This is a genomic window from Hahella ganghwensis DSM 17046 (assembly GCF_000376785.1).
In the GTDB taxonomy this organism is placed as follows: Bacteria; Pseudomonadota; Gammaproteobacteria; order Pseudomonadales; family Oleiphilaceae; genus Hahella; species Hahella ganghwensis.
Genome location: NZ_AQXX01000094.1, coordinates 1 through 25,045, shown reverse-complemented (window position 1 = coordinate 25,045; position 25,045 = coordinate 1). Strand labels below are relative to the sequence as shown.

The 25,045-nt window shown below is 48.8% G+C and carries 26 protein-coding genes; 9 read left to right on the top strand and 17 right to left on the bottom strand.

From position 1 onward, the window contains the following. Window positions 1-192: 192 nt before the first annotated feature. The 15 genes from rnhB to rpsB all read right to left on the bottom strand — a co-directional run bounded on the left by rnhB (window position 193) and on the right by rpsB (window position 15,079). Window positions 193-807, bottom strand: coding sequence for a ribonuclease HII (rnhB, locus tag F566_RS0108070; protein WP_020406484.1), 615 nt, complete (start codon window positions 805-807; stop codon window positions 193-195). After that, window positions 804-1,988 carry a lipid-A-disaccharide synthase gene (gene lpxB, locus F566_RS32275; RefSeq protein WP_020406483.1) on the bottom strand — a complete coding sequence of 395 codons (1,185 nt, stop codon included), beginning with the start codon at window positions 1,986-1,988 and terminating at the stop codon, window positions 804-806. Before lpxB ends, rnhB begins: the two co-directional genes overlap by 4 nt. A 5-nt stretch (window positions 1,989-1,993) precedes the next feature. After that, window positions 1,994-2,767, bottom strand: a complete 774-nt coding sequence (gene lpxA, locus F566_RS0108060; protein ID WP_020406482.1) for an acyl-ACP--UDP-N-acetylglucosamine O-acyltransferase — start codon at window positions 2,765-2,767, stop codon at window positions 1,994-1,996. After that, window positions 2,767-3,213: a 3-hydroxyacyl-ACP dehydratase FabZ gene (fabZ, locus tag F566_RS0108055; RefSeq protein ID WP_020406481.1), complete on the bottom strand. Its 447-nt coding sequence runs from the start codon at window positions 3,211-3,213 to the stop codon at window positions 2,767-2,769. Before fabZ ends, lpxA begins: the two co-directional genes overlap by 1 nt. Before the next feature lie 68 nt (window positions 3,214-3,281). Further along, window positions 3,282-4,295, bottom strand: coding sequence for a UDP-3-O-(3-hydroxymyristoyl)glucosamine N-acyltransferase (gene lpxD, locus F566_RS0108050; protein ID WP_020406480.1), 1,014 nt, complete (start codon window positions 4,293-4,295; stop codon window positions 3,282-3,284). A 29-nt stretch (window positions 4,296-4,324) separates the two neighbouring features. Further along, window positions 4,325-4,834: an OmpH/Skp family outer membrane protein gene (locus tag F566_RS0108045; RefSeq protein ID WP_020406479.1), complete on the bottom strand. Its 510-nt coding sequence runs from the start codon at window positions 4,832-4,834 to the stop codon at window positions 4,325-4,327. Between the two features lie 90 nt (window positions 4,835-4,924). After that, window positions 4,925-7,237: an outer membrane protein assembly factor BamA gene (gene bamA, locus F566_RS0108040; RefSeq protein ID WP_020406478.1), complete on the bottom strand. Its 2,313-nt coding sequence runs from the start codon at window positions 7,235-7,237 to the stop codon at window positions 4,925-4,927. 40 nt (window positions 7,238-7,277) lie between these two features. Then, window positions 7,278-8,630 (bottom strand): RIP metalloprotease RseP, encoded by a 1,353-nt coding sequence (gene rseP / locus F566_RS0108035; RefSeq protein ID WP_020406477.1) that lies wholly within the window; start codon window positions 8,628-8,630, stop codon window positions 7,278-7,280. Window positions 8,631-8,666: 36 nt separating this feature from the next. Continuing rightward, window positions 8,667-9,881 (bottom strand): 1-deoxy-D-xylulose-5-phosphate reductoisomerase, encoded by a 1,215-nt coding sequence (ispC, locus tag F566_RS32270; RefSeq protein ID WP_020406476.1) that lies wholly within the window; start codon window positions 9,879-9,881, stop codon window positions 8,667-8,669. Further along, the gene (locus F566_RS0108025) at window positions 9,881-10,711 is read right to left on the bottom strand and encodes a phosphatidate cytidylyltransferase (RefSeq protein ID WP_020406475.1); all 831 of its coding nucleotides are present in this window, start codon (window positions 10,709-10,711) and stop codon (window positions 9,881-9,883) included. The genes ispC and F566_RS0108025 overlap by 1 nt, the downstream gene beginning before the upstream one ends. Further along, on the bottom strand, window positions 10,705-11,505 hold the full coding sequence (gene uppS / locus F566_RS0108020; RefSeq protein WP_020406474.1) for a polyprenyl diphosphate synthase: 801 nt from the start codon (window positions 11,503-11,505) through the stop codon (window positions 10,705-10,707). The genes F566_RS0108025 and uppS overlap by 7 nt, the downstream gene beginning before the upstream one ends. 163 nt (window positions 11,506-11,668) lie before the next feature. Then, a complete protein-coding gene (gene frr, locus F566_RS0108015; RefSeq protein ID WP_020406473.1) occupies window positions 11,669-12,226 on the bottom strand; it encodes a ribosome recycling factor in 558 nt (185 codons plus the stop codon). Continuing rightward, a complete protein-coding gene (gene pyrH, locus F566_RS0108010; protein ID WP_020406472.1) occupies window positions 12,219-12,965 on the bottom strand; it encodes a UMP kinase in 747 nt (248 codons plus the stop codon). The genes frr and pyrH overlap by 8 nt, the downstream gene beginning before the upstream one ends. Before the next feature lie 411 nt (window positions 12,966-13,376). Further along, window positions 13,377-14,237, bottom strand: a complete 861-nt coding sequence (gene tsf / locus F566_RS0108005; protein ID WP_020406471.1) for a translation elongation factor Ts — start codon at window positions 14,235-14,237, stop codon at window positions 13,377-13,379. An 80-nt stretch (window positions 14,238-14,317) separates the two neighbouring features. Next, the gene (rpsB, locus tag F566_RS0108000) at window positions 14,318-15,079 is read right to left on the bottom strand and encodes a 30S ribosomal protein S2 (RefSeq protein WP_020406470.1); all 762 of its coding nucleotides are present in this window, start codon (window positions 15,077-15,079) and stop codon (window positions 14,318-14,320) included. Window positions 15,080-15,458: 379 nt separating this feature from the next. Between rpsB and map the strand changes: the two genes are divergently transcribed. Genes map through F566_RS0107960 form a run of 8 tightly spaced genes read left to right on the top strand, consistent with a single transcriptional unit; the run spans window position 15,459 to window position 23,470 of the window. Beyond that, window positions 15,459-16,229 carry a type I methionyl aminopeptidase gene (gene map / locus F566_RS0107995; RefSeq protein WP_026179842.1) on the top strand — a complete coding sequence of 257 codons (771 nt, stop codon included), beginning with the start codon at window positions 15,459-15,461 and terminating at the stop codon, window positions 16,227-16,229. Then, the gene (locus F566_RS0107990; RefSeq protein ID WP_020406468.1) at window positions 16,229-18,955 is read left to right on the top strand and encodes a [protein-PII] uridylyltransferase; all 2,727 of its coding nucleotides are present in this window, start codon (window positions 16,229-16,231) and stop codon (window positions 18,953-18,955) included. The genes map and F566_RS0107990 overlap by 1 nt, the downstream gene beginning before the upstream one ends. 21 nt (window positions 18,956-18,976) lie before the next feature. Then, window positions 18,977-20,170 carry a succinyldiaminopimelate transaminase gene (dapC, locus tag F566_RS0107985; protein WP_020406467.1) on the top strand — a complete coding sequence of 398 codons (1,194 nt, stop codon included), beginning with the start codon at window positions 18,977-18,979 and terminating at the stop codon, window positions 20,168-20,170. Window positions 20,171-20,184: 14 nt separating this feature from the next. Further along, window positions 20,185-20,529, top strand: a complete 345-nt coding sequence (locus F566_RS0107980; protein WP_020406466.1) for an arsenate reductase — start codon at window positions 20,185-20,187, stop codon at window positions 20,527-20,529. Window positions 20,530-20,578: 49 nt separating this feature from the next. Next, window positions 20,579-21,598: a 2,3,4,5-tetrahydropyridine-2,6-dicarboxylate N-succinyltransferase gene (gene dapD, locus F566_RS0107975; protein ID WP_020406465.1), complete on the top strand. Its 1,020-nt coding sequence runs from the start codon at window positions 20,579-20,581 to the stop codon at window positions 21,596-21,598. 41 nt (window positions 21,599-21,639) lie between these two features. Then, a complete protein-coding gene (dapE, locus tag F566_RS0107970; RefSeq protein WP_020406464.1) occupies window positions 21,640-22,782 on the top strand; it encodes a succinyl-diaminopimelate desuccinylase in 1,143 nt (380 codons plus the stop codon). A 20-nt stretch (window positions 22,783-22,802) separates the two neighbouring features. After that, window positions 22,803-23,075 (top strand): hypothetical protein, encoded by a 273-nt coding sequence (locus tag F566_RS0107965; protein WP_020406463.1) that lies wholly within the window; start codon window positions 22,803-22,805, stop codon window positions 23,073-23,075. Window positions 23,076-23,077: 2 nt separating this feature from the next. Beyond that, window positions 23,078-23,470, top strand: coding sequence for a hypothetical protein (locus F566_RS0107960; RefSeq protein WP_020406462.1), 393 nt, complete (start codon window positions 23,078-23,080; stop codon window positions 23,468-23,470). A 102-nt stretch (window positions 23,471-23,572) separates the two neighbouring features. Here the strand turns inward: F566_RS0107960 and F566_RS37910 are convergent, their stop codons facing one another. Beyond that, window positions 23,573-23,947 carry a cold-shock protein gene (locus F566_RS37910; protein WP_281169100.1) on the bottom strand — a complete coding sequence of 125 codons (375 nt, stop codon included), beginning with the start codon at window positions 23,945-23,947 and terminating at the stop codon, window positions 23,573-23,575. Window positions 23,948-24,470: 523 nt separating this feature from the next. Here F566_RS37910 and F566_RS0107950 point away from each other — a divergent pair. Beyond that, the gene (locus F566_RS0107950) at window positions 24,471-24,671 is read left to right on the top strand and encodes a SlyX family protein (protein ID WP_157496707.1); all 201 of its coding nucleotides are present in this window, start codon (window positions 24,471-24,473) and stop codon (window positions 24,669-24,671) included. A gap of 173 nt (window positions 24,672-24,844) precedes the next feature. Here F566_RS0107950 and F566_RS37290 read toward each other — a convergent pair. After that, window positions 24,845-25,045: hypothetical protein (locus tag F566_RS37290; protein ID WP_033415964.1), on the bottom strand; the 201-nt coding region annotated here is incomplete at its 5' end.

Below are 25,045 nucleotides of genomic sequence, written 5' to 3'. Positions count from 1 at the left end.
TTTTAAACAATTACCAGTAACAATCAACAGCCGCCCAGGACATAGTCAGCCGGTTAATTACACGCACCGCGACCCGAGCCAAACAATTCCATCAGCATCCTGAGATGCTCCAACTAAAATATAGTGTCATGATATTGGAGTCAGCCATTCTAACCAGACTTGGGGACGGATTGGAATAATGCCCGCCAGGGATCACCTGGTGTCCAATAACTCACGAACAGGCTTATAACTTCGGCGATGAATTTCAGTAACTCCCTGGGACTTTAACGCAGACAAATGCTGAGCTGTTGGATAGCCTTTATGCACGGCCAGTCCATATCCGGGATAAATCTCGTCCAGCCTTTCCATCTCCAAATCCCTTTCTACTTTCGCCAGAATAGAGGCTGCCGAAATTGCTGCAACCTTACTATCCCCCTTGACGATCGCTTCCGCAGGAATAGACAGCTTTGGCAGTTTATTACCATCAATCTGAGCAAACTCTGCCGCTGGCATCAGTCTCTCAACAGCTCTCGTCATGGCGACCAAACTGGCCTGAAGAATATTAATTTCATCAATCTCTTCAACGGTGCACCAGGCGGTTGACCACGCTATCGCCTTTTCCTTTATCTCATCTCTTAAAAGCAGTCTTTTTGCATGAGTGAGCTTCTTGGAATCTTTCAAGCCAACAATGGGATTATCTGGGTCGAGAATCACTGCTGCAGCCACAACAGGACCGGCCAATGGTCCTCTCCCGACTTCATCAACACCCGCAATGAGTTTGGTTTCTGACTGAAGACTATCGAATAGATTAAATTGTGAGTCCGTCATGATTTCGATAAAGCAGTAGTTGAAGGGAGTGAAGAATTGATCAGCTTCGCAATGGAATCAGCAGCAACCCTGTCAGCGTCCTGTTTGATTTGTAAGTGCAACTCAGTGAACCTCTTCTCCAAAGCAAGTCTCTGATCAGCTTGCAATGACCTCAGCACGGCTTTCCCAATCGCTTCCGGATTCGCTTCATGTTGAATGAGCTCAGGCACCAGCGCCTCGTCAGCTAATAGATTTGGAAGTGAAATATATTTTGCTTTAAGTAACCGCTTCATTATCCAGTATGTGATTGGCGTCATACGATAGGCCACCACCATTGGTCGCTTGGCCAGCATTGCTTCTAATGTGGCTGTCCCCGATGCCATCAGAATAGAGTCCGCCGCCTGCATGGCTTCTCTGGAATGACCGTCCAATATGGTCAATGGTAGCTCTACTCCAGCCTCATTCAGCTGAGTCTGGATCTGCCTTTTTCTGTAGGCATTTGCCGCAGGCAATACGAAGGTAATCTTCGGACGGCGCTTACTTAACCAATGCATCGCTTGAATAAATACCGGCCCCAGCATCTTAACTTCACCGCCACGAGAACCAGGAAGAACAGCTACCAACTCACCCTCAAGCGGCAACTCCAGTTTGCGTCGTGATTCGCTTTTATCCGGACTGACCGGCATCATTTCTGCCAATGGGTGTCCAACAAACTTTACGGGAACTTGATGCTGCTGATAAAAACCCGCCTCAAAGGGCAACAGGGTCAGCATTAAATCGACGGCCTTGGCGATTTTATAAATACGATTTTGGCGCCATGCCCAAACGGATGGACTGACATAGTGCGCAGTTTTGATGCCATTCGCTCTTAACCGCAACTCAATGCCGATATTGAAGTCAGGAGCATCGATTCCGATAAATACGGCAGGTTGAGTGGCTGCGAAGTGATCAAGAAGCTTTCGACGCATGGCGAACAGCTCAGGTAAACGTCCCAATACCTCAACCAATCCCATAACGGACAAACGCTCCATGGGAAAGAGGGAGTTAAAACCTTCTTCAATCATCTGAGGGCCCCCAACACCCTCAAATCGGGCATTGGGAAAATGCTTCTTCAATTCCCTGATAAGGCCCGCACCCAGCAAGTCACCTGAGGCTTCACCAGCAATCAAACCAATAATAAGGGGGGAAGCAGAATCAGGCATTGACACTAACGGACAATACCCCGGGTCGAAGCTTTCAGGCTTTCAACAAATATTTGGACTTCATCAAATTCACCTGCAGAGTCATTCAATTGATCCAGAGCCTGTTCGATAGTGAAATTCTGACGATAAACGACTTTATAAGCCCGACGCAGTGCCTGCAAGGCTTCCTTGGAGAATCCACGGCGTTTCAGACCTTCATAGTTCAGACCATGTGCAGTGGCAGACTGGCCGCCCGCCATGACGTAAGCAGGAACATCTTTGAGTACGATACTTCCGCCTGCACACATACTATGCTGGCCAATCTTACAAAACTGATGGACCATTGTACCGCCCCCCAGAATTGCAAAGTCGCCCACATGTACGTGGCCAGCCAGGGTCGCCATATTTGCAAGTATCGTGTTGTCCCCAACAGCACAGTCATGTGCAACATGGGCATAGGCCATCAGCAGATTATGGTGACCGATTCTGGTCACCCCTGCATCCTGCACAGTGCCCCGGTGGATAGTACAGCTTTCACGAATTACATTGTGATCACCGATCTCCAACCGCGTAGGCTCACCCTTGTACTTTCTATCCTGATTTGCCTCACCCACACTCGAAAACTGAAATATCTCATTGTGCCGGCCAATCTTGGTATGACCGTTAATCACAACATGAGAATGGACCACCGTCCCTTCTCCAATTTCCACATTGGGTCCAACATATGTCCAGGGTCCAATGCTTACGTCAGCAGCGATTTTTGCGCCTTTCTCAACAATCGCCTGTGGGTGTATCGACATTAAAGTTGTCTCTCAGCAGTCAGAATATCCGCAGAGCAAGCCAGTTTGTCGTCAACCAGCGCCCTACAGCTAAATTTCCAGATTCCTCGTTTATCAGCGACAAAATTTGCCTCCAGCATCAATCGATCTCCAGGCACAACCGGTCGCTTAAACCGAACGTTATCAGATCCGGCCAGATAGTAGGTATATCCGTCTGCTGGTTTCTTGCCGGTTGTCACAAAACCGAGAACTCCAGCTACCTGAGCCATGGCTTCCACAATTAAAACACCGGGGAAAATTGGATGATCAGGGAAGTGACCGTTAAAGAACGGCTCATTAATCGAAATATTCTTGTACCCGACAATAGACTCACCCGGCTTAATATCCACAACCCTGTCTACCAGGAGAAATGGATAGCGGTGCGGCAGGTAATCTTTAATCTCATTAATGTCCAGAACGGTTTCCATGTATCAATGGCCTCAAAACAAATACGCGAACGCTTAATTCTTCGAATGAAATCCCCAATCCATCAGGATCAGCGATTTTTTTCGAGCTCCCTGACCCGTCTGGCCAACTGATCCAGTTGCCGGAAACGAGCCACATTTTTTCGCCAACTTCTATTCGGCTCCACAGCGGTACCAGAGGAATATACACCGGGTTCTTTAATGTGATGTGTCACCAGAGTCATTCCAGTGATCTGGACCTGATCAGTAATTTCCAAATGCCCGGCAATACCTACACCACCACCAATCATACAATGACGACCAATGACAGAACTGCCGGAGATCCCGACGCAGGCAGCAAGCACCGAGTAGGCACCAACTCTGACGTTATGGGCAATCTGTATCTGATTATCCAGCTTGGCTCCCTGCTCAATGACAGTATCGTCAAGCGCACCGCGATCTATCGTCGTTCCAGCACCGATTTCCACATCGTCGCCAATAATGACACCGCCGAGCTGCTCAATTTTAACCCAGTCTCCCTGATTGGGAGCGAACCCGAAACCATCGGATCCGATGACTGTTCCACTATGCACCAGAACCCGGTCGCCGATATTGACGCCATGATAAACGGTAACATTGGGGCGCAGTTGAACGTCCTTTCCAAGCTTTGTATTCCGGCCCACATAGCAACCTGGCCCGATAACAGACCCGGTTCCGATGTGAACACCAGATTCAACCACGGCATTGGGACCAATTACACAACCACTTTCAATAACTGCATCTTCGGCAATATGAGCGGCAGGAGAAATACCACTCGTTGTCGACAATACCGGAGCAAAAAGTTGACTGGCCAAAGCATAGCCCATATACGGGTTGCTCATCATCAGTACATTGGTCGAACACTGGTCCGCCAGTGCCGGTTGCAAAATAACCGCAGCGGCATTGGTGTGCTCCAGATACTTGGCATAACTTGGATTGGCAAGAAAGCTTAATTCCGAATTACCGGCAGACTGCAGAGTCGCCAGTCCGGTAACTTCAATATTGCCGTCCCCATTTAGGGTTGCGCCAATTTTTTCGGCAATTTCAGCCAGAGTCCACTGCAACACAGATCAATCCTGCAATACCATCAAAGTTGTTACTTGCTATTTAGTGCTTCAATAAGTTTAGCAGTAATGTCCATGCCCGTGCTGGCATGCACGACAAGCTTGCTGGGAAGAATCAGATCGATCTTTTCCTTATCTGCAATTTCCCGGATAGCCTCATCAACTCTGGGCTTGGACTCCTGCAGGAACTGCTCTTCACGCTTACTGATAGCTTTCTGATACTTATTCTTGAGGAAGTTAAATTCCTGCGCTTTACTTTCCAGCTCTGTACTGAGACGGGTCCGCTCAGACTCACTCATAATAGCCGCGTCTTTCTTTAACCGATCCTGCAGTTTTTGGGCTTCCTCTCCCACCTCACGCAAACGTTGCTCTTCATCAACAAAATCTTTCTTTAGCTCTTCACCAAAAGCTTTTGCTGCATTGGAAGACAACAAGGCTGTTCGGAAGTCTACTACTGCGATTTTTTGTTCTGCGCTAGCCGCCATAGTGACAAAAGATAATACTGCGGTGAGCAGAACGGCCGCAATCTGGCTTGGTTTCATTGGTTTCTCCTTTTCTTTCTCATGTACCGGTCTTTTTCGTGTGCCGGAAGATATATGTTTGTCCGCAAGGCAGCAACACTATCATTCAACCTAAAGTGTTTGCCCCAGCCTGAACTGGAAGAACTGAGTCTCATCCTCATCTTTAGCGTTCAGAGCTTTACCCAAGCTGAACGAGAGCGGACCTATCGGCGTTATCCAGGTTAATGCCACACCTGCTGAGAACCTCAGCTCGTCAACGGCGGGGTCATAGCCTCTGCTGGCATCAAACACATTTCCGCCGTCCAGGAACAGAACACTGCGGATCTGAGAGTGGTCTTTCATGATGGCGAACGGAAAAATCAGTTCAAGACTGGACTCGACCTTGAAGTTGCCTCCAAACGGGTCTGCTTCCGGGTTGCTCTCATCTGGATCAGGGGTACTTTTTGGCCCCAATGAGTTGGACTCATAACCACGCACCGACCCAAATCCACCAGCAAGATAATGCTCGAAGAATGGTAATTGATCCTGATCTCCGTACCCGTCACCGTAGGCGACCTCGCCTCTCAAGTGCACAGCCCAATCATGATCTTTTGAAATCGGATAATACTGATCATTGTTGTAAGACACCTTGTAGTACGTGTAGTCACTGACCTCGGGCAAGGCCACCTTGGCAGTCAATGATTGCGACATCCCTTTTGTTGGGTACAGTCCCCGGTTCAGAGTTGACCTACTCCAGCTCGCGGAGGTCTCATAAAACGTGTAGCTCTGGCCATTCTCCTCAAGAAAATCTACGATTTCCAACGCCGGAAAATCCGTTGTCTTGATTCGGGTATGGGTCACGCCAACGCCAAAGTTCAGACGTGTGTATTGATCAATCGGATAACCGAAATTTACGGACCCACCCAGAGAGTCAGAAACATAAGAAGTAACATCCTCCTCATCATAATCCGTTTCTTTATAGAACAGACTGAAGCCACGACTGACACCATCAATAGTGTAATAAGGATTTGTGTAAGAGAAATTCGCACTCTGGACCGATGCACTTTTGTTAACACCGAAAGAGACTCGGCGCCCGGTACCCCAGAAATTCTTTTCTGAAATACTGGCACCAACAATGACGCCACTTCCCTGAGAAAACCCAAGACTGGCTGAAAGACTGCCGGTTGGCTGCTCTTCTACGGTATAGTTCACATCGATCTGGTCGTCCGTTCCCGGCACCAGAGGAGTTTCTACGGTAACAGTCTTAAAGAAGCCCAGACGTTCAAGCTTGGATTTGGACAGTTCAATCAGGTCGGTCGAGGCAGCAGCAGCCTCCATCTGAACCATTTCCTGTCGTAATACTTCATCACTGGTACTGACATTACCACGGAAGTTAACACGTCTGACATAGGTGCGATTCCCTGGCTCCACATAGAAAGTCACAGTGGCAGTATTGTCTTCGTGGGGTTCAGGTACCGCATTAACGCTGGCAAAGGTGTACCCCTCATTCCCCAAACGCTTGGAAATCGCGTCAGAAATAAAGGTTAACTTCTGACGGGAAAACACATCACCGGGTTCCGCAATGATCAGCTTGCGCAACTCTTCCTCATCAACCTTGAGGTCCCCTTTGAGGTGCAGGTCACGGATAGTAAATTGAGGGCCTTCCTGAACATTAATAGTAATGAAGACCTGCTCCTTATCTGGAGAAACAGAGACCTGTGTGGATTCTATGCTGAACTTGATATAACCGTTATCAAGATAATGGGAACGGATGCGCTCCAAGTCCCCGTTAAGCTTTTCCTTTGAATACTGATCATTACTGAAGATGCTCGACCAGAATCCTGTGAGCTTTAGTTCAATAAGGTCTCGCAACTCTTCATCATTAAAGGCACTGTTACCAACGATATTAATGTGATGAATGGCAGAAACCGGCCCTTCCTTGATATCAATCTTCAACTTAACCCTATTACGGGGCTGCTCTTCCACCTGAGCGTCAACTGAGGCGTTATACCGACCCTGAGCCACATAGCTACGCAGTATTTCCAGCTCAACCCGCTCCAGCGTCGAACGCTGAAACACCTCACCCTCAGCAAGACCGGCCGTTTTCAGGCCTTTCAATAACTCTTCAGTGGGAAGGTTCTTATTCCCCTCCACTTCAATTTCACTGATTGAGGGGCGCTCAACGACAGTAATAACCAGCGTATTGCCTTCCCTCCCAACCTGGATATCTGTAAACAATCCAGCGGCAAAGAGGTTTCGAATGGCTTCGGCCAGACGATCACCGTCGACTTCATCCCCTACATTAACGGGAAAAGCACTGAATACACTTCCTGCAGATACTCTCTGCAATCCTTCAACACGAATATCCTCTACCCTGAATTCCTTGTCTGAAGCGCGCACAATAAAAGAGAGCGCCAGGGCGAAAACAAATAAGCTAAGTCTCATGAATACAACACGTAAAATAGATTTGTAGGATAACCAGTTACTACATTCTGGAGAGGTCGTTATAGAACGCGAAAAGCATGACAAATGCAATAATCGCCATACCGATTTTCAATCCCAATAGCTGTTTTTCTTCTGAAATGGGTTTACCCCTGACCAGCTCAACAAAATAGTAGAGCAGATGTCCACCATCTAATACAGGAATTGGCAACAGGTTCAACACACCCAAACTTATACTCAGATACGCCAAAAAGCTCAAAAAACTTTCCAGCCCTGAACTGGCAGAGGCACCAGCCACCTTCGCAATGGTAATCGGCCCCCCCAGGTTTTCAATCGAAATCAGTCCTACCAGCATTTTTTTAAGCGCCCCGAGAGTCATGGCGGTCATATCCCATGTCTTGCCCAGCGCTTCACTGACACTAGCCAGCGGACCAAACTGCACAGTTCTCAATAAATGCTCAGGGTACTCAGGTATCTGAACACCAGCCCCAATATAGCCTGACACCTTGCCGTCCTGCTCTCTGCCGGCAGGAGTCAGAGCCAGCGTTAACAGCTCTGCACCACGCTTAACTTCAACCTGGAGGGTCTTTTCGGGAGATTCTTGGATGACGTCAACGAACTCATTCCATCCGGCGACCTGCTCACCATTAATAGATAATATCTGATCTCCAGTTTTCAAACCTGCTGCTCTGGCACGCCCATCCGGAACCACTTCGTTGATCACTGGCGGCACTGAAGGCCGGAAAGGAGTAATACCCAATGACTCAATCGGATCAGGTTCAACAACTCCCGCCAGCCAATGACTTATCTCCAACCTGTAAACATCGTCTTCTCCCGTATCGAGAGAGCGCACATGCAACTCTATTCCGCCGCTATCTCCCAAACGACGTAATAACTGAATATTGACGTCGGACCAGCTGAGGGTATCAACACCATCCACGCCGACAATTTCACTGCCAGCCTGCAACCCAGCCTTTTCAGAGACCGACTGTGGAATCACTTCCCCAACCACGGGAACCACCGTCTGCGTTCCCACCATGTACATCAGCCAATAGGCAAATATGGCAAACAGAAAGTTGGCAATGGGGCCAGCGGCCGCTATCGCAATCCGACTACCAACCGGCTGCCGGTTAAACGCAAATGGCAAATCGGCTTCACTAACCTCCCCTTCACGCTCGTCCAGCATTTTGACATAGCCGCCCAGCGGTAATGCAGCGACCACAAATTCTGTATTGTTCTTATCTTTCCAGGTGTATAAAGGTTTGCCAAAGCCTATGGAAAACCTGAGCACCTTGACTCCACAACGTCGAGCCACCCAGTAATGGCCAAATTCATGGATACTGACTAACACTCCCAGAGTAACGATAAGGGCGAGAATGGTTTGAATGATCATCATGAAGATACTATGTCAGTGGCCGGGCCCATATTTGAGTTAAATTTCAGTTAGATTACTAACGCGCTTGATTCTGCAAAGTGCCTGCTCTCGAGCCATTTTATCTGCTTCCAGAACTTCATCCAACGAACGCGCACTTGCAACCTCAACAGCTCCAAGACAATCTTCAATGACGTCTGCAATCTGCGTAAACCCTATGCTTTCTTTCAGGAATGCTGCAACCGCAACCTCATTGGCAGCATTGAGAATTGCCGGTGCGGTGCCTCCCGTGGCAAACGCCTCTTCAGCAAGCCTCAAACAGGGAAAACGCTCCCGATCCGGAGGAGAAAAGTTCAGTTGGGCAACTTTAAACAAATCCAGAGTCTCGACTCCAGCTTCAATCCTGTCCGGCCATGAAAGTCCATAGGCAATCGGTGTCCGCATATCAGGGTTACCCATTTGAGCAATGATTGAGCCGTCCGAGTATTCCACCATCGAATGAATGATCGACTCAGGATGAATATGAACTTCCACAAACTGCGGCATAACATCGAACAGCCAACAGGCTTCAATCAACTCCAACCCTTTATTCATCAGGGTGGCTGAATCAACCGAGATTTTTTGCCCCATGGACCAATTAGGATGCTTGCATGCCTCTACAGGAGTTACATTAACCAGTTGATCTTTGGAATAGCCCCGAAAAGGGCCTCCTGATGCCGTCAACAGAACTCTTTTCACCCCGCATTGATGCAAGGAAGTTCCCTCGGCAAGACTCTGTGCAGCAACAGGCAGACATTGATAAATAGCGTTATGCTCGCTATCAATAGGTAAAAGCTCAGCGCCGTGACGTCGGACAGCATCCATAAACAAGCGTCCCGTCATGACCAAAGCTTCCTTATTGGCCAGCAAAACCCGCTTTCCGGCATTTACAGCAGCCAACGTGGGCTTAAGCCCTGCCGCCCCAACAATCGCAGCAACCACGACATCAACTGAGCAATCACTGGCAACCGCTTCCAATGACTCAATACCAGCCAGGACTTTTGTTTTGAGACCGGAGAGCCTCAAACGATCGGCAAAATCTAATGCATCTTCAGAAGATGCCAGCACAGCATACTCCGGTTGATGGCTGACACACAGCTCATATAGCCTATCGAGATTACGATGGGCAGTTAGCGCAAATACCTGATACCTGTCGGGATGGCGCGCTATAACATCCAGCGCACTTTCACCTATTGAACCGGTAGCCCCCAACACAGTGACATTCTTGGCACTCATCAACTATGAATCCAACCCGTAGCCAATGCTAAAAGAACAAATATCGGCGCCGCAGCAGTCACACTGTCTATGCGATCCAGAATACCGCCATGGCCGGGCAGTATCTGACTACTGTCCTTAATGCCCACAACACGTTTTCCAAGGCTTTCAAGCAAATCTCCGACAATAGAAAAGATTGCGGCAGAAAGCGTCATCATCCACAAAACACCTGTTTGCGAAGGGGAAATCTGAAGCAAAGGAGCTACCACAAACGGCAGTACGGAGACAGCAACCAGTCCACCCAATGCTCCCTCAACAGACTTACCTGGACTCACCGCAGGTGCCAACTTTCGCCGACCGAAGGTTTTACCAGCAAAGTAGGCACCGATATCTGCAGCCCACACAATGAGAAAGATGTATAGAACAAGCCAGACGGTAGATATCTCCGGGTTAACCTGCATGACACCCGCCCGGAGACTGACAAGCGCCTTCCAGGCAGGAACTAGGACCAGCAACCCTGCCAGACAGCGCAACCATACCGGCTGCCATATAGAACTAGAAGAAGGAAATTGAAGGATAAGATAAAACGCAAACATCCACCAGACAAGCGCAACACCCAACACCACCATAGCCGGAAGGTGCCAGGCAAGAACGAGACATACGGCCGTTGCGATCGCAAAAGAGACTCTCGGCAATTGATCATTCCAGCCGGCAATTCTCGCCCACTCCCAGGCGCCAACGGTTACGATCCCACCAAGAAACAGGGCGAATCCGAGGATATTAGTTGCAAAAACCCCAACCAGAAATAATGGCGCAATAATTAAGGCAGTGACAACCCTTTGCTTCAACACGACGAGGACTTAGCCAGTGGACTTATCAAAGGTTCTTCCGAATCAGATTTTCTGTCAATCTGATCATCCGTCTGCCCAAACCGACGTTTTCTACACGAATAGGCCTGCAGGGCTCTTTCCATTTCCTCTTGACGGAAGTCTGGCCAGTAAACATCCGCAAAATAAAACTCTGTATAGGCAAACTGCCATAAAAGGAAATTACTGATGCGCTGCTCTCCGGCAGTACGAATGCACAAATCAGGGGCAGGACAGTCCCCCAATTCAACAAACTGTTGAATATGCTCGTCAGTAATTTCACTGGGTTCCAGTTGTCCATCAGAAACCAGCTGCGCCACTTTTCTGGTCGCCTGTGTGATATCCCAATGCCCACCATAGTTGGCAGCAATAGCCAGTGTCATGCCGTCATTGCTTGCAGTCAAAGCTTCCGCTTCAGCCATATGAGACTGCAGAGCAGCATTAAACCTCGACCGATCACCAATAATCCTGAGACGTATATTGTTGCGATGAAGCTTTTTTACTTCTCTTTGTAGCGCAATTAGAAACAGACGCATTAGCGCGCCAACTTCATCTTCAGGGCGACGCCAGTTTTCACTGCTAAAAGCGAACAGAGTCAGCACCTCGACCCCTTGTTTCGCGCAGGTTTCCACCACAGCTCTTACTGCTTCGACTCCGGCCTTATGCCCTGCAATGCCCGGCAACCGGCGTTGCTTGGCCCAACGATTGTTGCCATCCATGATGATGGCAACATGTCGAGGCTTCGAATCCGCAGTCATTGGAATTTCAGCGGAGACCATCAAATACTCCCTCACTAAACCCTTGGGTCCAGCTTATTTTTGTAGTAATGCTCGGCCTAATTTTTATTTGGAACGACAATACTAACCTTAACTCCACGGAAAGCCATCGTCAGGCTGTCCGCACAAACGACCCTCCAGCTCCTGCTTGGGAGGGTCTAAGACTTTAAACAGCCATCAGGTCCTTCTCTTTATCGCTGAATAGCCTTTCAACTTCAGCAACATACTTGTCAGTCAACTTCTGGATTTCATCCAGTGCACGCTTTTCTTCATCTTCAGAGATTTCCTTATCCTTCAACAACTCTTTGACATCACCATTGGCATCGCGCCGGGCGTTGCGTACTGAAACCCGTGCATTTTCAGCTTCATTCTTTGCTTGCTTGACCAGCTCGCGACGAGTGTCTTCGGTCAGCATCGGCATAGGTACACGAATAACCGTGCCGGCAGTAGACGGATTGAGACCGAGATCCGACTTCATGATCGCTTTTTCAATTTGCGGTACCAAAGATTTTTCCCATGGAGTCACCGACAAAGTACGGGCGTCTTCGACGACAACATTGGCAACCTGAGTCAGAGGTGTATCGCTACCGTAATAGGACACCATCACCGAATCCAGAATTGCAGGATTGGCCCGTCCGGTACGAATCTTGGCGAAGGCATGCCCCAAAGCTTCCAGTGCCTTTTTCATTTTCTGTTCAGTTTCTTTTCTAATATCGTTAATCACCTGATTCCCCTCTTTCGATCAGCGTACCTTCATTCATTCCCACAACTATATTGATCAAGGCACTGGACTTATTCATATTAAAAACCCGCACAGGCATGTCGTGATCACGACATAAACAAATCGCTGTAAGATCCATGACGCCCAGCTTTTTCTCCAGAACCTCGTCATAAGTCAGATGATCGTACTTCTCTGCATCCAACACTTTCATGGGATCTGCAGAATACACCCCATCCACTTTTGTAGCTTTAAGAACCAAATCAGCATCTATTTCTATGCCCCGTAAACAGGCCGCTGAATCAGTTGTAAAAAACGGATTTCCCGTTCCGGCACAGAATATTACCACATCACCTTCTTTCAGGTCCCGGATCGCCCGACGACGGTCATAATGCTCAACCACGCCACTCATTGGAATTGCGGACATCACCCTGGTGGAAATATTTGACCGCTCAAGAGCATCCCGCATTGCCAGCGCATTCATTACGGTCGCCAGCATTCCCATATGATCACCAGTTACCCGGTCCATTCCGGCTGTTTGCAATGCAGCTCCCCGAAACAGATTACCGCCGCCGATTACCAACCCAACCTGGACACCGATACCAATTAATTGACCAATTTCCAGCGCCATACGATCCAATACCTTTGGATCAATACCGAAATTTTCGTCCCCCATCAGGGCTTCGCCGGAAAGCTTTAACAGAACACGTTTATACTTGGGTTGGGTTTGTGTAGGAGATGGCATACTTTTTAACCTGGCTAATAAAGTCTCTGAAATCTATACAGCGTAGATCACTACCCACAAAACGCAGGTGGCATCAATTCTTTTGGCTTGACACAGCCTCGGCTGCTTTCTCACACCCCCCACAACTACAGGAGCCACTCATCATGAGAGATACTTGGCAGTCTGGCGACTTCTATGCAGAACCATTCCCACATAACCGTGTTTTTTACCGGAAATGGAGCTGGCGTTGACAAGGCTGCCGTAAGTTTACATCAGCTTGGGCAGGATTCCAGGAAAACCACCCTGGCCCTGAGATGCAAGACAAACCAATACAATAATTTGAGACCAAGTCTGATGATTCCCGGCCCCAATACTAAAGTGGCGAGAGCAGACAAGTCCACTCCCGCCACAACATCCAAGCAAGCTAAGGTATTAGCTCTTCAGCTGAGCAGCCACCTCGGCAGCGAAGTCTACTTCTTCTTTCTCGATACCGTCACCCACTTCGTAACGAATCATCGCAGTCACTTCGGCACCGGCTTTTTTCACCAAGTCACTAACTTTAACATCCTGATCCTTAACGAAAGGCTGCTCCAGCATGCTGATCTCTGCCAGGAACTTGTTAATCCGGCCGTCAACCATTTTGGCAACGATTTCTGCAGGCTTACCACTCTGCTCAGCCTGTGCAGAATAAATTTCACGCTCTTTGGCGATCACATCTTCACTAACATCCTCACGCGACACGTACTGAGGATTCACCGCAGCAACGTGCATAGCAAGATCCTTAGCCAGATCTTCGGAGCCACCTTTCATACCAATCAATACAGCAATCCGCTTGTTACCGTGAACGTATGCACCCACAGTATCTGCTTCAACGATCTGCAGACGACGAACACTGATGTTTTCGCCAATTTTCTGCACCAGACCGGAACGCTTATCTTCTAACTCACCTTCCATCAAAGCAGCCACATCTGTCTGCTTGGACTCAAATGCCTTATTCACAACAGCATCGACAAAAGCCAGGAAGTTGTCATCACGCGCAACGAAGTCAGTCTCACTATTAACTTCAACAACAAGCGCCTGCTTATTGTTATCGTCAACCTTAACAGCCACTACACCGTCCGCAGAAACACGACCAGCTTTTTTAGCCGCTTTCATGCCACTGCTCTTACGCAGATTTTCGATAGCTGTATCGATGTTACCATCAGCTTCAACCAGAGCTTTTTTACACTCCATCATACCCAGGCCGGTACGCTCACGGAGTTCTTTTACCATGGATGCTGAAATAGCCGCCATTTTGAATTCCTCACTTGTCAGGTATTAAATCGTGAAAAAAAAGGGGAGTACTCCCCTTTTTTGATTCTATACGTCAAAGATTACTCTGACTTTTCTGCCGCTTCTTCAGGCGCTTCAGCAGCTTCGTTGATCTCAACGAACTCATCGCCACTACCAGCAGCTACAGACAGACCTTCCAGACAGGTATCCGCGACAGCTTTGGTATAAACCTGAATTGCGCGAATAGCGTCATCGTTACCAGGGATAACATAGTCAACGCCATCAGGGTCACTATTGGTATCCACAACGCCGATAACAGGAATTCCAAGCTTGTTAGCTTCTTTAACGGCAATACGCTCGTGATCCACATCTATCACGAACAGAGCGTCAGGCAGACCACCCATGTCTTTAATACCACCAATACTACGTTCCAGCTTCTCCATTTCACGGGTCAGCATCAGAACTTCTTTCTTGGTCAACTTATCAAAGGTACCGTCCTGACTCTGGGTTTCCAGATCACGCAGACGCTTGATGGACTGACGAATCGTTTTGTAGTTGGTCAGCATGCCACCCAACCAGCGATGGTTGACATAAGGCATACCAGCACGAGCCGCTTCTTCTTTCACGATCTTGCTGGCTGCACGCTTGGTTCCAACAAACAGGATCTTGTTTTTCTTCTCAGCAAGACCTGCTACAACTTTGAGGGCATCATTCAGCGCAGGAACAGTATGCTCCAGGTTGATGATATGAATCTTGTTACGCGCACCAAATATATACTTGCGCATTTTTGGGTTCCAGAAACGAGTCTGGTGCCCGAAGTGAACGCCTGCCTTCAGCAGGTCGCGCATACTTACTTCTGCCATGTTTAATTACTCTTTTAGTTTGGGTTAAACCTCCATGCATCCCATACTCCAACCCGTAAGGCACCCGAAGTATGTGTCGATACATGTGTGTTTTTTTGGAAATAACAGTATAGAGCCACCAGGGGCATCACCTACAAATTTCCGGCGCGCTTTATACCACAAAGGAGATCATATTAAAAGAAAAACGCCGAAACCACCCCCTTTACAACTTTTTGCATCGCCCCCCAAAAAAATCAATCAACCCGATAAAAAATGTTATTCCCTGGCCTATTTCTCATCGGGATACGATATAGGTACAATACGCCTCCTGAAATAACCTACTGAATCTGTCGGAATGCTTGTCAGCCCGCCCAGATTTAGCGCAATCCGACTCAGAGACATGAAAGTAACGATTAAAACGCCAGAAGAAATTGAAAAAATGCGCGTCGCCGGCCGTCTGGCCGCTGAAGTGCTGGAAATGATCGAAGAGCACGTACAGCCAGGGATATCTACCGGGGAACTGGATCGTATTTGCCATCAATACATCACAGAGGTGCAGAATGCCATTCCTGCTCCTCTGAACTATAAAGGATTCCCAAAGTCCATCTGCACCTCCGTGAATCATGTTATCTGCCATGGCATCCCCAGCGATAAAAAGATCCTGAAAAACGGCGACGCTATCAATATCGACATTACGGTCATCAAAGACGGATATCATGGCGACACCAGCAAGATGTTCTTTGTCGGCAAACCGTCCATCGCAGCAGAGCGCCTGGTAAAAATCACGCAGGAGTGCATGTACAAAGGCATTGAACTGGTAAAACCGGGTACCCGCCTCGGCGATATCGGAAACGTCATCCAGAAACATGCGGAATCAAACCACTACACTGTCGTCCGTGAATATTGCGGTCATGGAATAGGGGCCGTTTTCCATGAAGAACCCCAGGTCATGCACTACGGCACCCCAGGCACTGGCATGGTACTTAAAGAAGGCATGACTTTCACTATCGAACCCATGATCAACCAGGGCAAGCGGCATTCGAAGCTTCTCCCTGACGGATGGACTGTCGTCACCAAGGATCATAAGCTTTCTGCGCAATGGGAACACACGATTCTGGTCACGGCCACCGGCCACGAAATTCTGACATTACGTAAGGAAGAAACTGTCTAGTGACTTCTCCGTCCGCAGGTCCAGCCACGCCTTCTTCAGTTTTCCTCAGCGTAGATAAAAGCCTGCGAACCCATCTGCGGTTCGCAGCAGATGACTACGCCGAGCTTACTTGCAGCAAGAAAGACGCCATTGCGTTTCTGAAGAAATCTCTCCAAAACGCCAACAAGCACCTGAATGAGCTATACAAATCCGGCTACCCTATCCGTGAGCTGGTTCTCGCCAGAGCCTACTTCATGGATCAGGTACTAAAAGCTTTATGGGTTGCATGCAATCTCCATCAAAATACCGGAATTGCTCTATTGGCTGTTGGCGGCTACGGACGTGGCGAACTACTCCCCCACTCTGATATCGACTTACTGATATTGCTGAGCGACGATGTAGAATTGGACACAGTAGGATCTACACTGGAGCGCTTTGTCACTTCTTTATGGGATCTCAATCTGGATATCGGGCACAGTGTTCGCAGCATTTCCGAGTCCATCGAAAAGGCCCGCTCAGATATCACCATTGCGACCAACCTGCTGGAAACCCGCACAATTGCCGGCGAAGAATCCTTACGTCGCCACCTAAGTGAACGTGCCTATTCAGATGAATCCTGGTCAGATAAAAAGTTTTTCCTCGCGAAGCAGGAGGAACAGCTGGCCCGCCACCGTAAATATGGCGACACAGACTACAATCTGGAACCCAATGTCAAAACCTCTCCAGGATGTCTGAGAGACATACAGACAATCGGCTGGATTACGAAACGACATTTTGGCTTCGAGCGCACCGGTAATGAAGCCACTTACGACTTCCTGACCGACGACGAATTTACCATGCTGCGAAAGGGTGAAACCTTTCTGTGGCAGCTACGCTACGGCTTGCAGATGATTGCCGGACGCAGCGAAAATCGATTGCTTTTCGACCATCAACGCACATTGGCAACACTTCTGGGCTACTCAGACAATGAAGAAGGCCTGGGCGTGGAACAGATGATGCAGAAATACTACCGGTTTGCCCTGGCACTTGGTGAGCTGAATGACGTGGTACTTCAGTATTATGATGAAGCTATCCTGCATCCTGACGACGAGGAAAATATTCGCCCTCTTAACCGTCGATTCCAGGTTCGGAATGATTACATTGAAGCCATTAACAGTCCGGTGTTTGCCTATCAGCCATTTGCCCTGATCGAAATTTTTCTGCTGATGGCCCAAAATCCGGGAATCAAAGGCATCCGGGCAAGCACCATTCGATCCATCAGAGCCCACAGGCACCTGATTGACGACAACTTCCGCAAAAACCTGGCGAACACCTCACTTTTCATGGAGATCTTGAGGACACCACATCCACTGCATCGCACACTATCCTCCATGAAGCGTTACGGCATTCTCGGGAATTACCTGCCAGAGTTTGGTCGCATCACCGGTAAAATGCAGCATGACCTGTTCCATATTTATACGGTGGACGCACACACCATACGCGTTGTGCAGAACATGGTCCGGTTGCGCAGCCCTGACAGCCAAAAAGATTTTCCCTTGGGAGCTCGACTAGTTCACCGGCTCCCCAAGCTTGAACTTCTTTATATTGCCGGCATTTATCATGATATTGCCAAAGGACGCGGCGGCGATCATTCGGAACTCGGCGCTGTGGATGTCGAAGAGTTTTGTAAGCGCCATCACCTGAGCCAACGCGACACCAGCCTGGTTGCCTGGCTGGTCAAGAACCACTTGCTGATGTCGATGACAGCCCAGAGAAAAGACCCATCAGATCCGGAAGTGATCCACGACTTTGCCAACAAAATCGACACGCAGGTGCATCTGGATTACCTTTACACTTTGACCGTCTGCGATATCAGCGCTACCAACCCGAAACTTTGGAACACTTGGCGGGCCGCTCTTCTTAGGCAGCTTTATACCGAAACCAAAAGGGCAATACGACTTGGCCTGGACGCTCCTCCAGACAGGGCTAAATGGGTCGAAGAAACCCAGTCAGAGGCCCGAGAAATTCTGCATCGACAGGATTTTGAGGACTCCCGCATTGACGCGCTGTGGGAAACGCTGGATGAAGATTACTTTCTACAGGATTCCACCAGTGAAATCGCCTGGCAGACCTCCGTCATACTACAACACCCCGATCCACTTCAGCCACTGGTCCGGGTACGCGAAGCCAGAGGTGGTGAAGCCGAAGGATTCCTTCAAATCATGGTTTACCAACCTTCCAGGCTGGGACAGTTTGCCGCGATCACCGGCGCTCTGGAATCCCTTCACCTGAACATCCATGAAGCAAGAATCAGCAGCTCTTCGGATACATATAGCCTGTGCAATTTTGTGGTCACCCCCTCAGAGGCTGGCACTGATACCAGCAAAGACCTTATTGCTGCAGAACTGAAACAACAGCTGAAAGATTTTGACGATCCAACGATCGTCAAACGCAGAACTCCCAGACAGCTCAAGCATTTTGCCTTCCCTACAGAAGTGACCTTCAGCAACGACACCACCCAGCAACGAACCGTGATGGAACTCATTACTCCTGATCGCCCCGGATTACTGGCGAGAATTGGAGGCATTTTGCTGGACCACAAGATCGAGCTGGTGAAAGCCCGAATTGCCACACTCGGCGAGCGGGTTGAGGACGTATTCATCATCACCACTCCAGGCGGAGATGCTTTGAGCGACCCAGACCTGTGTCGGGCGCTTCGTGATGATTTGTGCGCCCAGCTGGACGAACAAAACAATATCGACCAATAATTCACGGGACTCACTACCCTTATGAATCAAGACCTGAACCTTCTTCAGCCCTATCCTTTTGAAAAACTTGCCAGGCTCAAAAGTCAGGTCACACCACCTTCGTCATTGCCACATATCGCGCTCTCCATTGGTGAACCCAAACATGCACCTCCTGTGTTTGCCCTGGAAACACTCAACAGGAATGCTCACCTGCTGGCCAGTTACCCAAACACCAAAGGGAGCGACGAGCTGCGAAGCGCAATAGCCGACTGGCTAACCAACAGATTCGGTTTAGACGGCGTAGACGCAGACAATCAGGTGATTCCGGTTAACGGAACCCGAGAGGCACTCTTCTCATTTACTCAGGCAATGGTGGATCGACAGGCCGACAACCCTCTGGTTGTCAGTCCCAACCCTTTTTACCAGATTTATGAAGGCGCAGCATTTCTGGCGGGCGCCAAGCCACATTTTATCCCCTGTGAAGACCACCTTGATGGCATGCCGGACTTTGAATCAGTCCCAGCATCAGTATGGCAAAACTGCCAGCTTTTATTCGTATGTACCCCAGGTAATCCGACAGGACGCGTCATACCACTGGAAGTACTGCAAAAACTGATCGCTCTGGCAGACGAACATGATTTCATCATTGCCTCTGATGAGTGCTACTCAGAAATCTATCTCGATGAAGCAAAACCGCCGGTCGGCTTACTTCAAGCCTGCACCAGCCTGGGTCGACATAACTTCAGCCGATGCGTTGTATTCCACAGTTTATCCAAACGTTCCAATATGCCCGGATTGCGATCAGGGTTTGTCGCGGGCGACGCTGACATCCTGGCAAAATTCCTGAAATACCGGACTTATCATGGCTGCGCTATGCCAATCCCAGCTCAGCTGGCTTCTATCGCTCTCTGGCAGGATGAAGCACATGTGTTCAAAAATCGCGACCTGTACCGGGAAAAGTTTTCACGAGTCATCGAAATATTAAACCCGGTCTGGCCAATCGCGGCACCTGAAGCGGCCTTTTATCTATGGCCGAAGACGCCGATTGATGATGAAACTTTTGCCCAAAGACTATTTGCAGAGCAGCATATCACTGTTTTACCCGGACGCTATCTGGGGAGAACCATAGAAGGACACAATCCAGGCGATCAACATGTCCGCATGGCATTGGTAGCAACAGTGGAAGAGTGTATCGAAGCTGCAAACAGAATTAAGAAATTAATAACCGAGATGTAGAAACCGGATTAAGCATGATCAAACTTTACGGCATCCCCAACTGCGACACAGTGAAGAAAACCCGCAAATGGCTGAATGATGCAGGCCTTGAGCATGAGTTCCACGACTATAAGAAGCAAGGTGTCCCTGTCGACTCACTCCGGCGCTGGCTGGAGCAGGCTGGTACCGACAGCATCATCAACAAACGTGGAACCACATGGCGCAAACTAAGCGAGGAAGAAAAGTCCAGCATTGAGACCATTGACGGCACAATAACCTTGCTGGAACAAAACAGCTCCGTTATCAAACGCCCAATCATTGAGTCAGAGGAACGGCTAATTGTCGGTTTCAATCCTGATCAACTGGACAGTTTGAAGTAAACTTCCAACCCATTACAAGCAATCAAGTTAAGAATCAAAGGTACTAAATATGTTGGCATTTGGCATTGGCGTAGGCACTAAAAACAGCAAAGGCGAATGGTTGGAAGTGTTTTACGCCCAGCCACTCTGGCAGCCTTCAGCAGCAATCTCCCAAGTCGCTTCAGACCTGATTCCAGGTTCTGGCAACCGGGCCATGGAAGCAGATAACAACCTGCTCTCCTCCCTTAGCGAGACACTTGAAAGCGTAGATCCCGCTCAGGCAGCCATCGCAAAATCACTAATCGGCTCCGCCCGTCCAGCCGTTATTACCATTGTAGAGTCAGACGATAAGGCTTCCAGCACACCTGAGGTCTATCTGAAGCTGCAGGTTATTTCTCATCGCCTGGTTAAACCCCATGGCATAAACCTGGAAGGCATATTTGGCCTGTTACCCAATGTTGCCTGGACCAATGAAGGGGCCATCGACCTGGATGAGCTGCCTGCAAGACAACTGGCCAGCCGGGCCAAGGGCGAATATCTGCAGGTCAACTCAGTCGACAAATTCCCCAAAATGACAGACTATGTTGTACCTAAAGGCGTACGCATTGCCGATACCGCCAGAGTTCGTCTGGGTGCATACATTGGTGAAGGCACCACAATCATGCACGAAGGCTTTGTTAACTTTAACGCTGGCACTGAAGGCACTTCAATGATCGAAGGACGTATCTCTGCCGGTGTCATGATCGGAGAAGGGTCTGACCTGGGCGGCGGTTGCTCCACTATGGGTACCTTGTCCGGAGGCGGTAATATCATCATTTCCGTCGGCAAGAATTCACTGATTGGCGCCAATGCCGGTATCGGCATCCCATTGGGCGATCGCTGCCGGATTGAAGCCGGTCTGTACATCACAGCAGGCACCAAAGTGGCAGTCATTGACGATTCGGGCAATGTTGTTGACACAGTCAAAGCACGCGAGCTGGCAAATCAGCATGACCTGCTGTTCCGCAGAAACTCAGTTTCAGGACGCGTGGAAGTCGTGACCAACAAAACAGCGATTCAGCTGAACGAAGCTCTGCACGCGAACAACTAGAAACTAATTCCCCTACGGAAATAAAGGAAATTTATTCCCCCATGTCAGACACCCTATCCCCAACTCTGCAGCTGGCCGTGGAACTCATCCGTCGGCCTTCCGTCACTCCGCATGATGCGGGCTGTCAGAAACTGCTGACCGAGAGATTGCAAAAACTGGATTTCAAGGTGACCGACCTCCCCTTTGGGGAAGTGGAAAACTTCTGGGCACGAAGAGGTACTGCAGGCCCTCTGCTTGTTTTTGCCGGGCATACGGATGTTGTTCCCACCGGCCCAGAGGAACACTGGGAGCATCCTCCCTTTGAAGCCGCGGTTATTGATGGTGTCTTGCATGGGCGAGGAGCGGCAGACATGAAAGGCAGCCTGGCTGCCTTTATGACGGCCTGTGAACGTTTCATCACAAAGCACCCCAACCATAAAGGATCTATTGGCTGGCTCATAACGAGTGACGAAGAAGGTCACGCTGTCAATGGGACAGTGAAGGTGGTTGAATACCTGGAATCCATCAATGAAAAAATTGATTGGTGCATTGTCGGGGAACCTTCCAGTACCCATACTGTAGGTGACGTGATCAAGAACGGTCGCCGAGGGTCGCTGGGAGCCAACCTGAAGATCAAAGGAATCCAGGGGCATGTTGCCTACCCCCACCTCGCAGATAACCCCATTCATCGTGCAGCACCCGCTTTGCACTCTCTGGCTTCTGAACACTGGGACGAAGGAAATGAGTTCTTTCCAGCTACCAGCTTCCAGATATCCAACATTAATGGCGGCACAGGTGCAACCAATGTCATCCCCGGTGAGTTGGATGTGATGTTTAATCTGCGATTCTCAACAGAATTGACCGCAGACATCATTAAAGAAAGAGCCGAAACCATCCTGAATTCACATGACCTGAACTATGAAATCGACTGGCGCCTGTTCGGCATCCCGTTTCTCACCAGCGAGGGCCCCTTGGTTGAGGCTGCTCAGAAAGCCATTAGTCAGGTCAGAGGTATAGATACCACGCTATCAACCAGCGGAGGCACTTCTGATGGGCGTTTTATCGCGCCTACGGGGGCTCAGGTTGTAGAGCTTGGGCCAATTAATGCCACCATTCATCGGGTAAATGAACAAGTACTGGCAAATGAAATTGATCAGCTGTCAGATATCTATGAAACCATGATGGAATACCTCCTATTGGACTGATTCCTTGTAAGAAGGGAAATATGATTCCTCAAAAGTGGCGACAAATTGCCGGCAAGCTGGAACAAATAGGCATTGATCAAAGTCGCGCATTTCAGTGCTTTGTAACAGGTGGGATTACGGGGATTTGCGGGATGGGAACCCTACTACTGGTTAACAACCAGACGCAGACTCTGTCTTCCGAAATTATTGCCTTGCTGGCGCTTTTGATCTCCATTACAGGAATCGTTATGGCGGTGACCGGATACCTCAGCCTACTGCTACTCCGATTGATACAGACTTCACGCAAGGATTAATCATGAACATCCCAGAGCGTTTCCCCGATATCGAAATTTACATACTAAATACCACCCTGGAGAGTATTCTCGAATGGCTTGGCACGCAGATGTCCGAAGTATCATCGCCGATCCCCCAGGGGGCTGTATTAAAACTTTCAGCCCAATTCAACAATCAGAATATTCCCATCACTATCACCCCTGAAGCGGCCGGCAAAAAATTCACCAGCATTATTTTCGACAGCGATGCCACTCCATGGGCCACAGATCTTGACTGTGCCCAGGCCGCGTTCACTTTCTTTGAAACTGAGGTTCGCTGCTCAGCCAGCAGTTGGGTAGAAGATGAAGCAGAAGATGCCCCAGAACTCTGGTGGAAAGTAAACAGTCAGGGAGAGAAGAAAATCAATTGGCGATAAAAAAAGGCCCGATTGGGCCTTTTTGCTTTTAATAAATTACCCTTGTTTGAAAATCGGTTGCTAAATTATTTTACCCAGGGCAATTAAAGTTCCTTAAACAACCTAGCTCCGAACTGGAGAAACATCCTCCGCCTGCAAGCCCTTATCTCCCTCCACAGTACGGAATTTCACACTTTGTCCCTGTCTCAGGGAGCGATGCCCCCGTCCCCGGATAGAGCGAAAGTGAACAAAAATTTCCTCTCCGTTATTGCGGGTTATAAAACCAAATCCCTTATTCGGATTAAACCACTTAACCTCACCGGTTTCGCGATCATCATCACCGCTTTCTCCGTCATCCAGCTCAGCTTCGTCTTCCGCATCGGAGACATTTGCCACCATGAAGACCGGGATAACAGATACTACAGCAAAGATAACTGCAGAAATCAGATAGATAGTAATCCCTGCACCACTACCTATCATTGAGGTCAAACCTTTCATCTCTCCATCCACAAGATACTGCGGAGTCATACCAAGAGCAGAAAGAACACCAGTTAACACAAACGGGGCAACCAAGCCCAAAACAATTGCAATGACTATAGATTTATTTATTTGATTTTGCTTCATCTACCTAAAACTCTACGCTGAATTGAATGACAAACGTAATCAGACAACCAGACCACCGCAGATTCAAACAACACCGGCAACCTCTAACTGAATGGACTATATGCAATCATATCCGGGATCCCTCCGGTTGGATGCAAGTTTTCTGTTATCGTAACTGCCAGGCGAACAACAAGATCCACAGATCTCATACCTCTGTTTCTGCAGCGTTCATGGCAAACTCACCAGCTAAACATCCGCCAGTACAGTAATTGTAGCGTGTTCTGACGAATTTCCAGCATATTCAAACTGTTAGTGAGTAAAAAATCTGGCGTCAAAGAGTTACCGACGCAACAGATTGGGATATGATAGCAGGAACCCTGCAAACTTTCTTGTCATGCTCAGCATTGGGACGCGGTATATGGACCAAAGAATTACTGACCTTGAAACAAAAGTCGCCTTTCAGGATGATTTGATACATTCTCTAAGTGACACCGTTTATCAGCAGCAAAAACAAATAGAGAATCTGACTCGCAAATTGGAAAGGCTGACGGATCAGATCAAGCACACACAGCCCAATATCGGCAACCCCGCTGATGAGCCGCCACCACCGCATTATTGATCACATGGGATTCGACTCCCCCTTGAGAGAGTCCTCCATACTCCCACACCATACTGCACCTCGAATTACATCATCGTTCACGCCAATACTTTATTCTTTCCGGAGTACTAACGCGCGACTGACAAAATTCCGGCAAAGCCAGGGCATGATGGGCACTAGGTTATTAATCTTCATTAAAGATCTAGGGAGAGTCTGAATAACCCCAAGGTTCTGAGGTAATTCAAACTCTCGACGATATATGGCCGAATATTCAGAGTGTTTTTCCGGCCATTTTGGATCTTCCCCCCCTGTGGGGCGTCATCTGGGCTCACTGCCCCTATACCTGCAGCTCTTTCCTTGCCATCAGCAGATTGCTGAAGGCCGCCAACAGATAG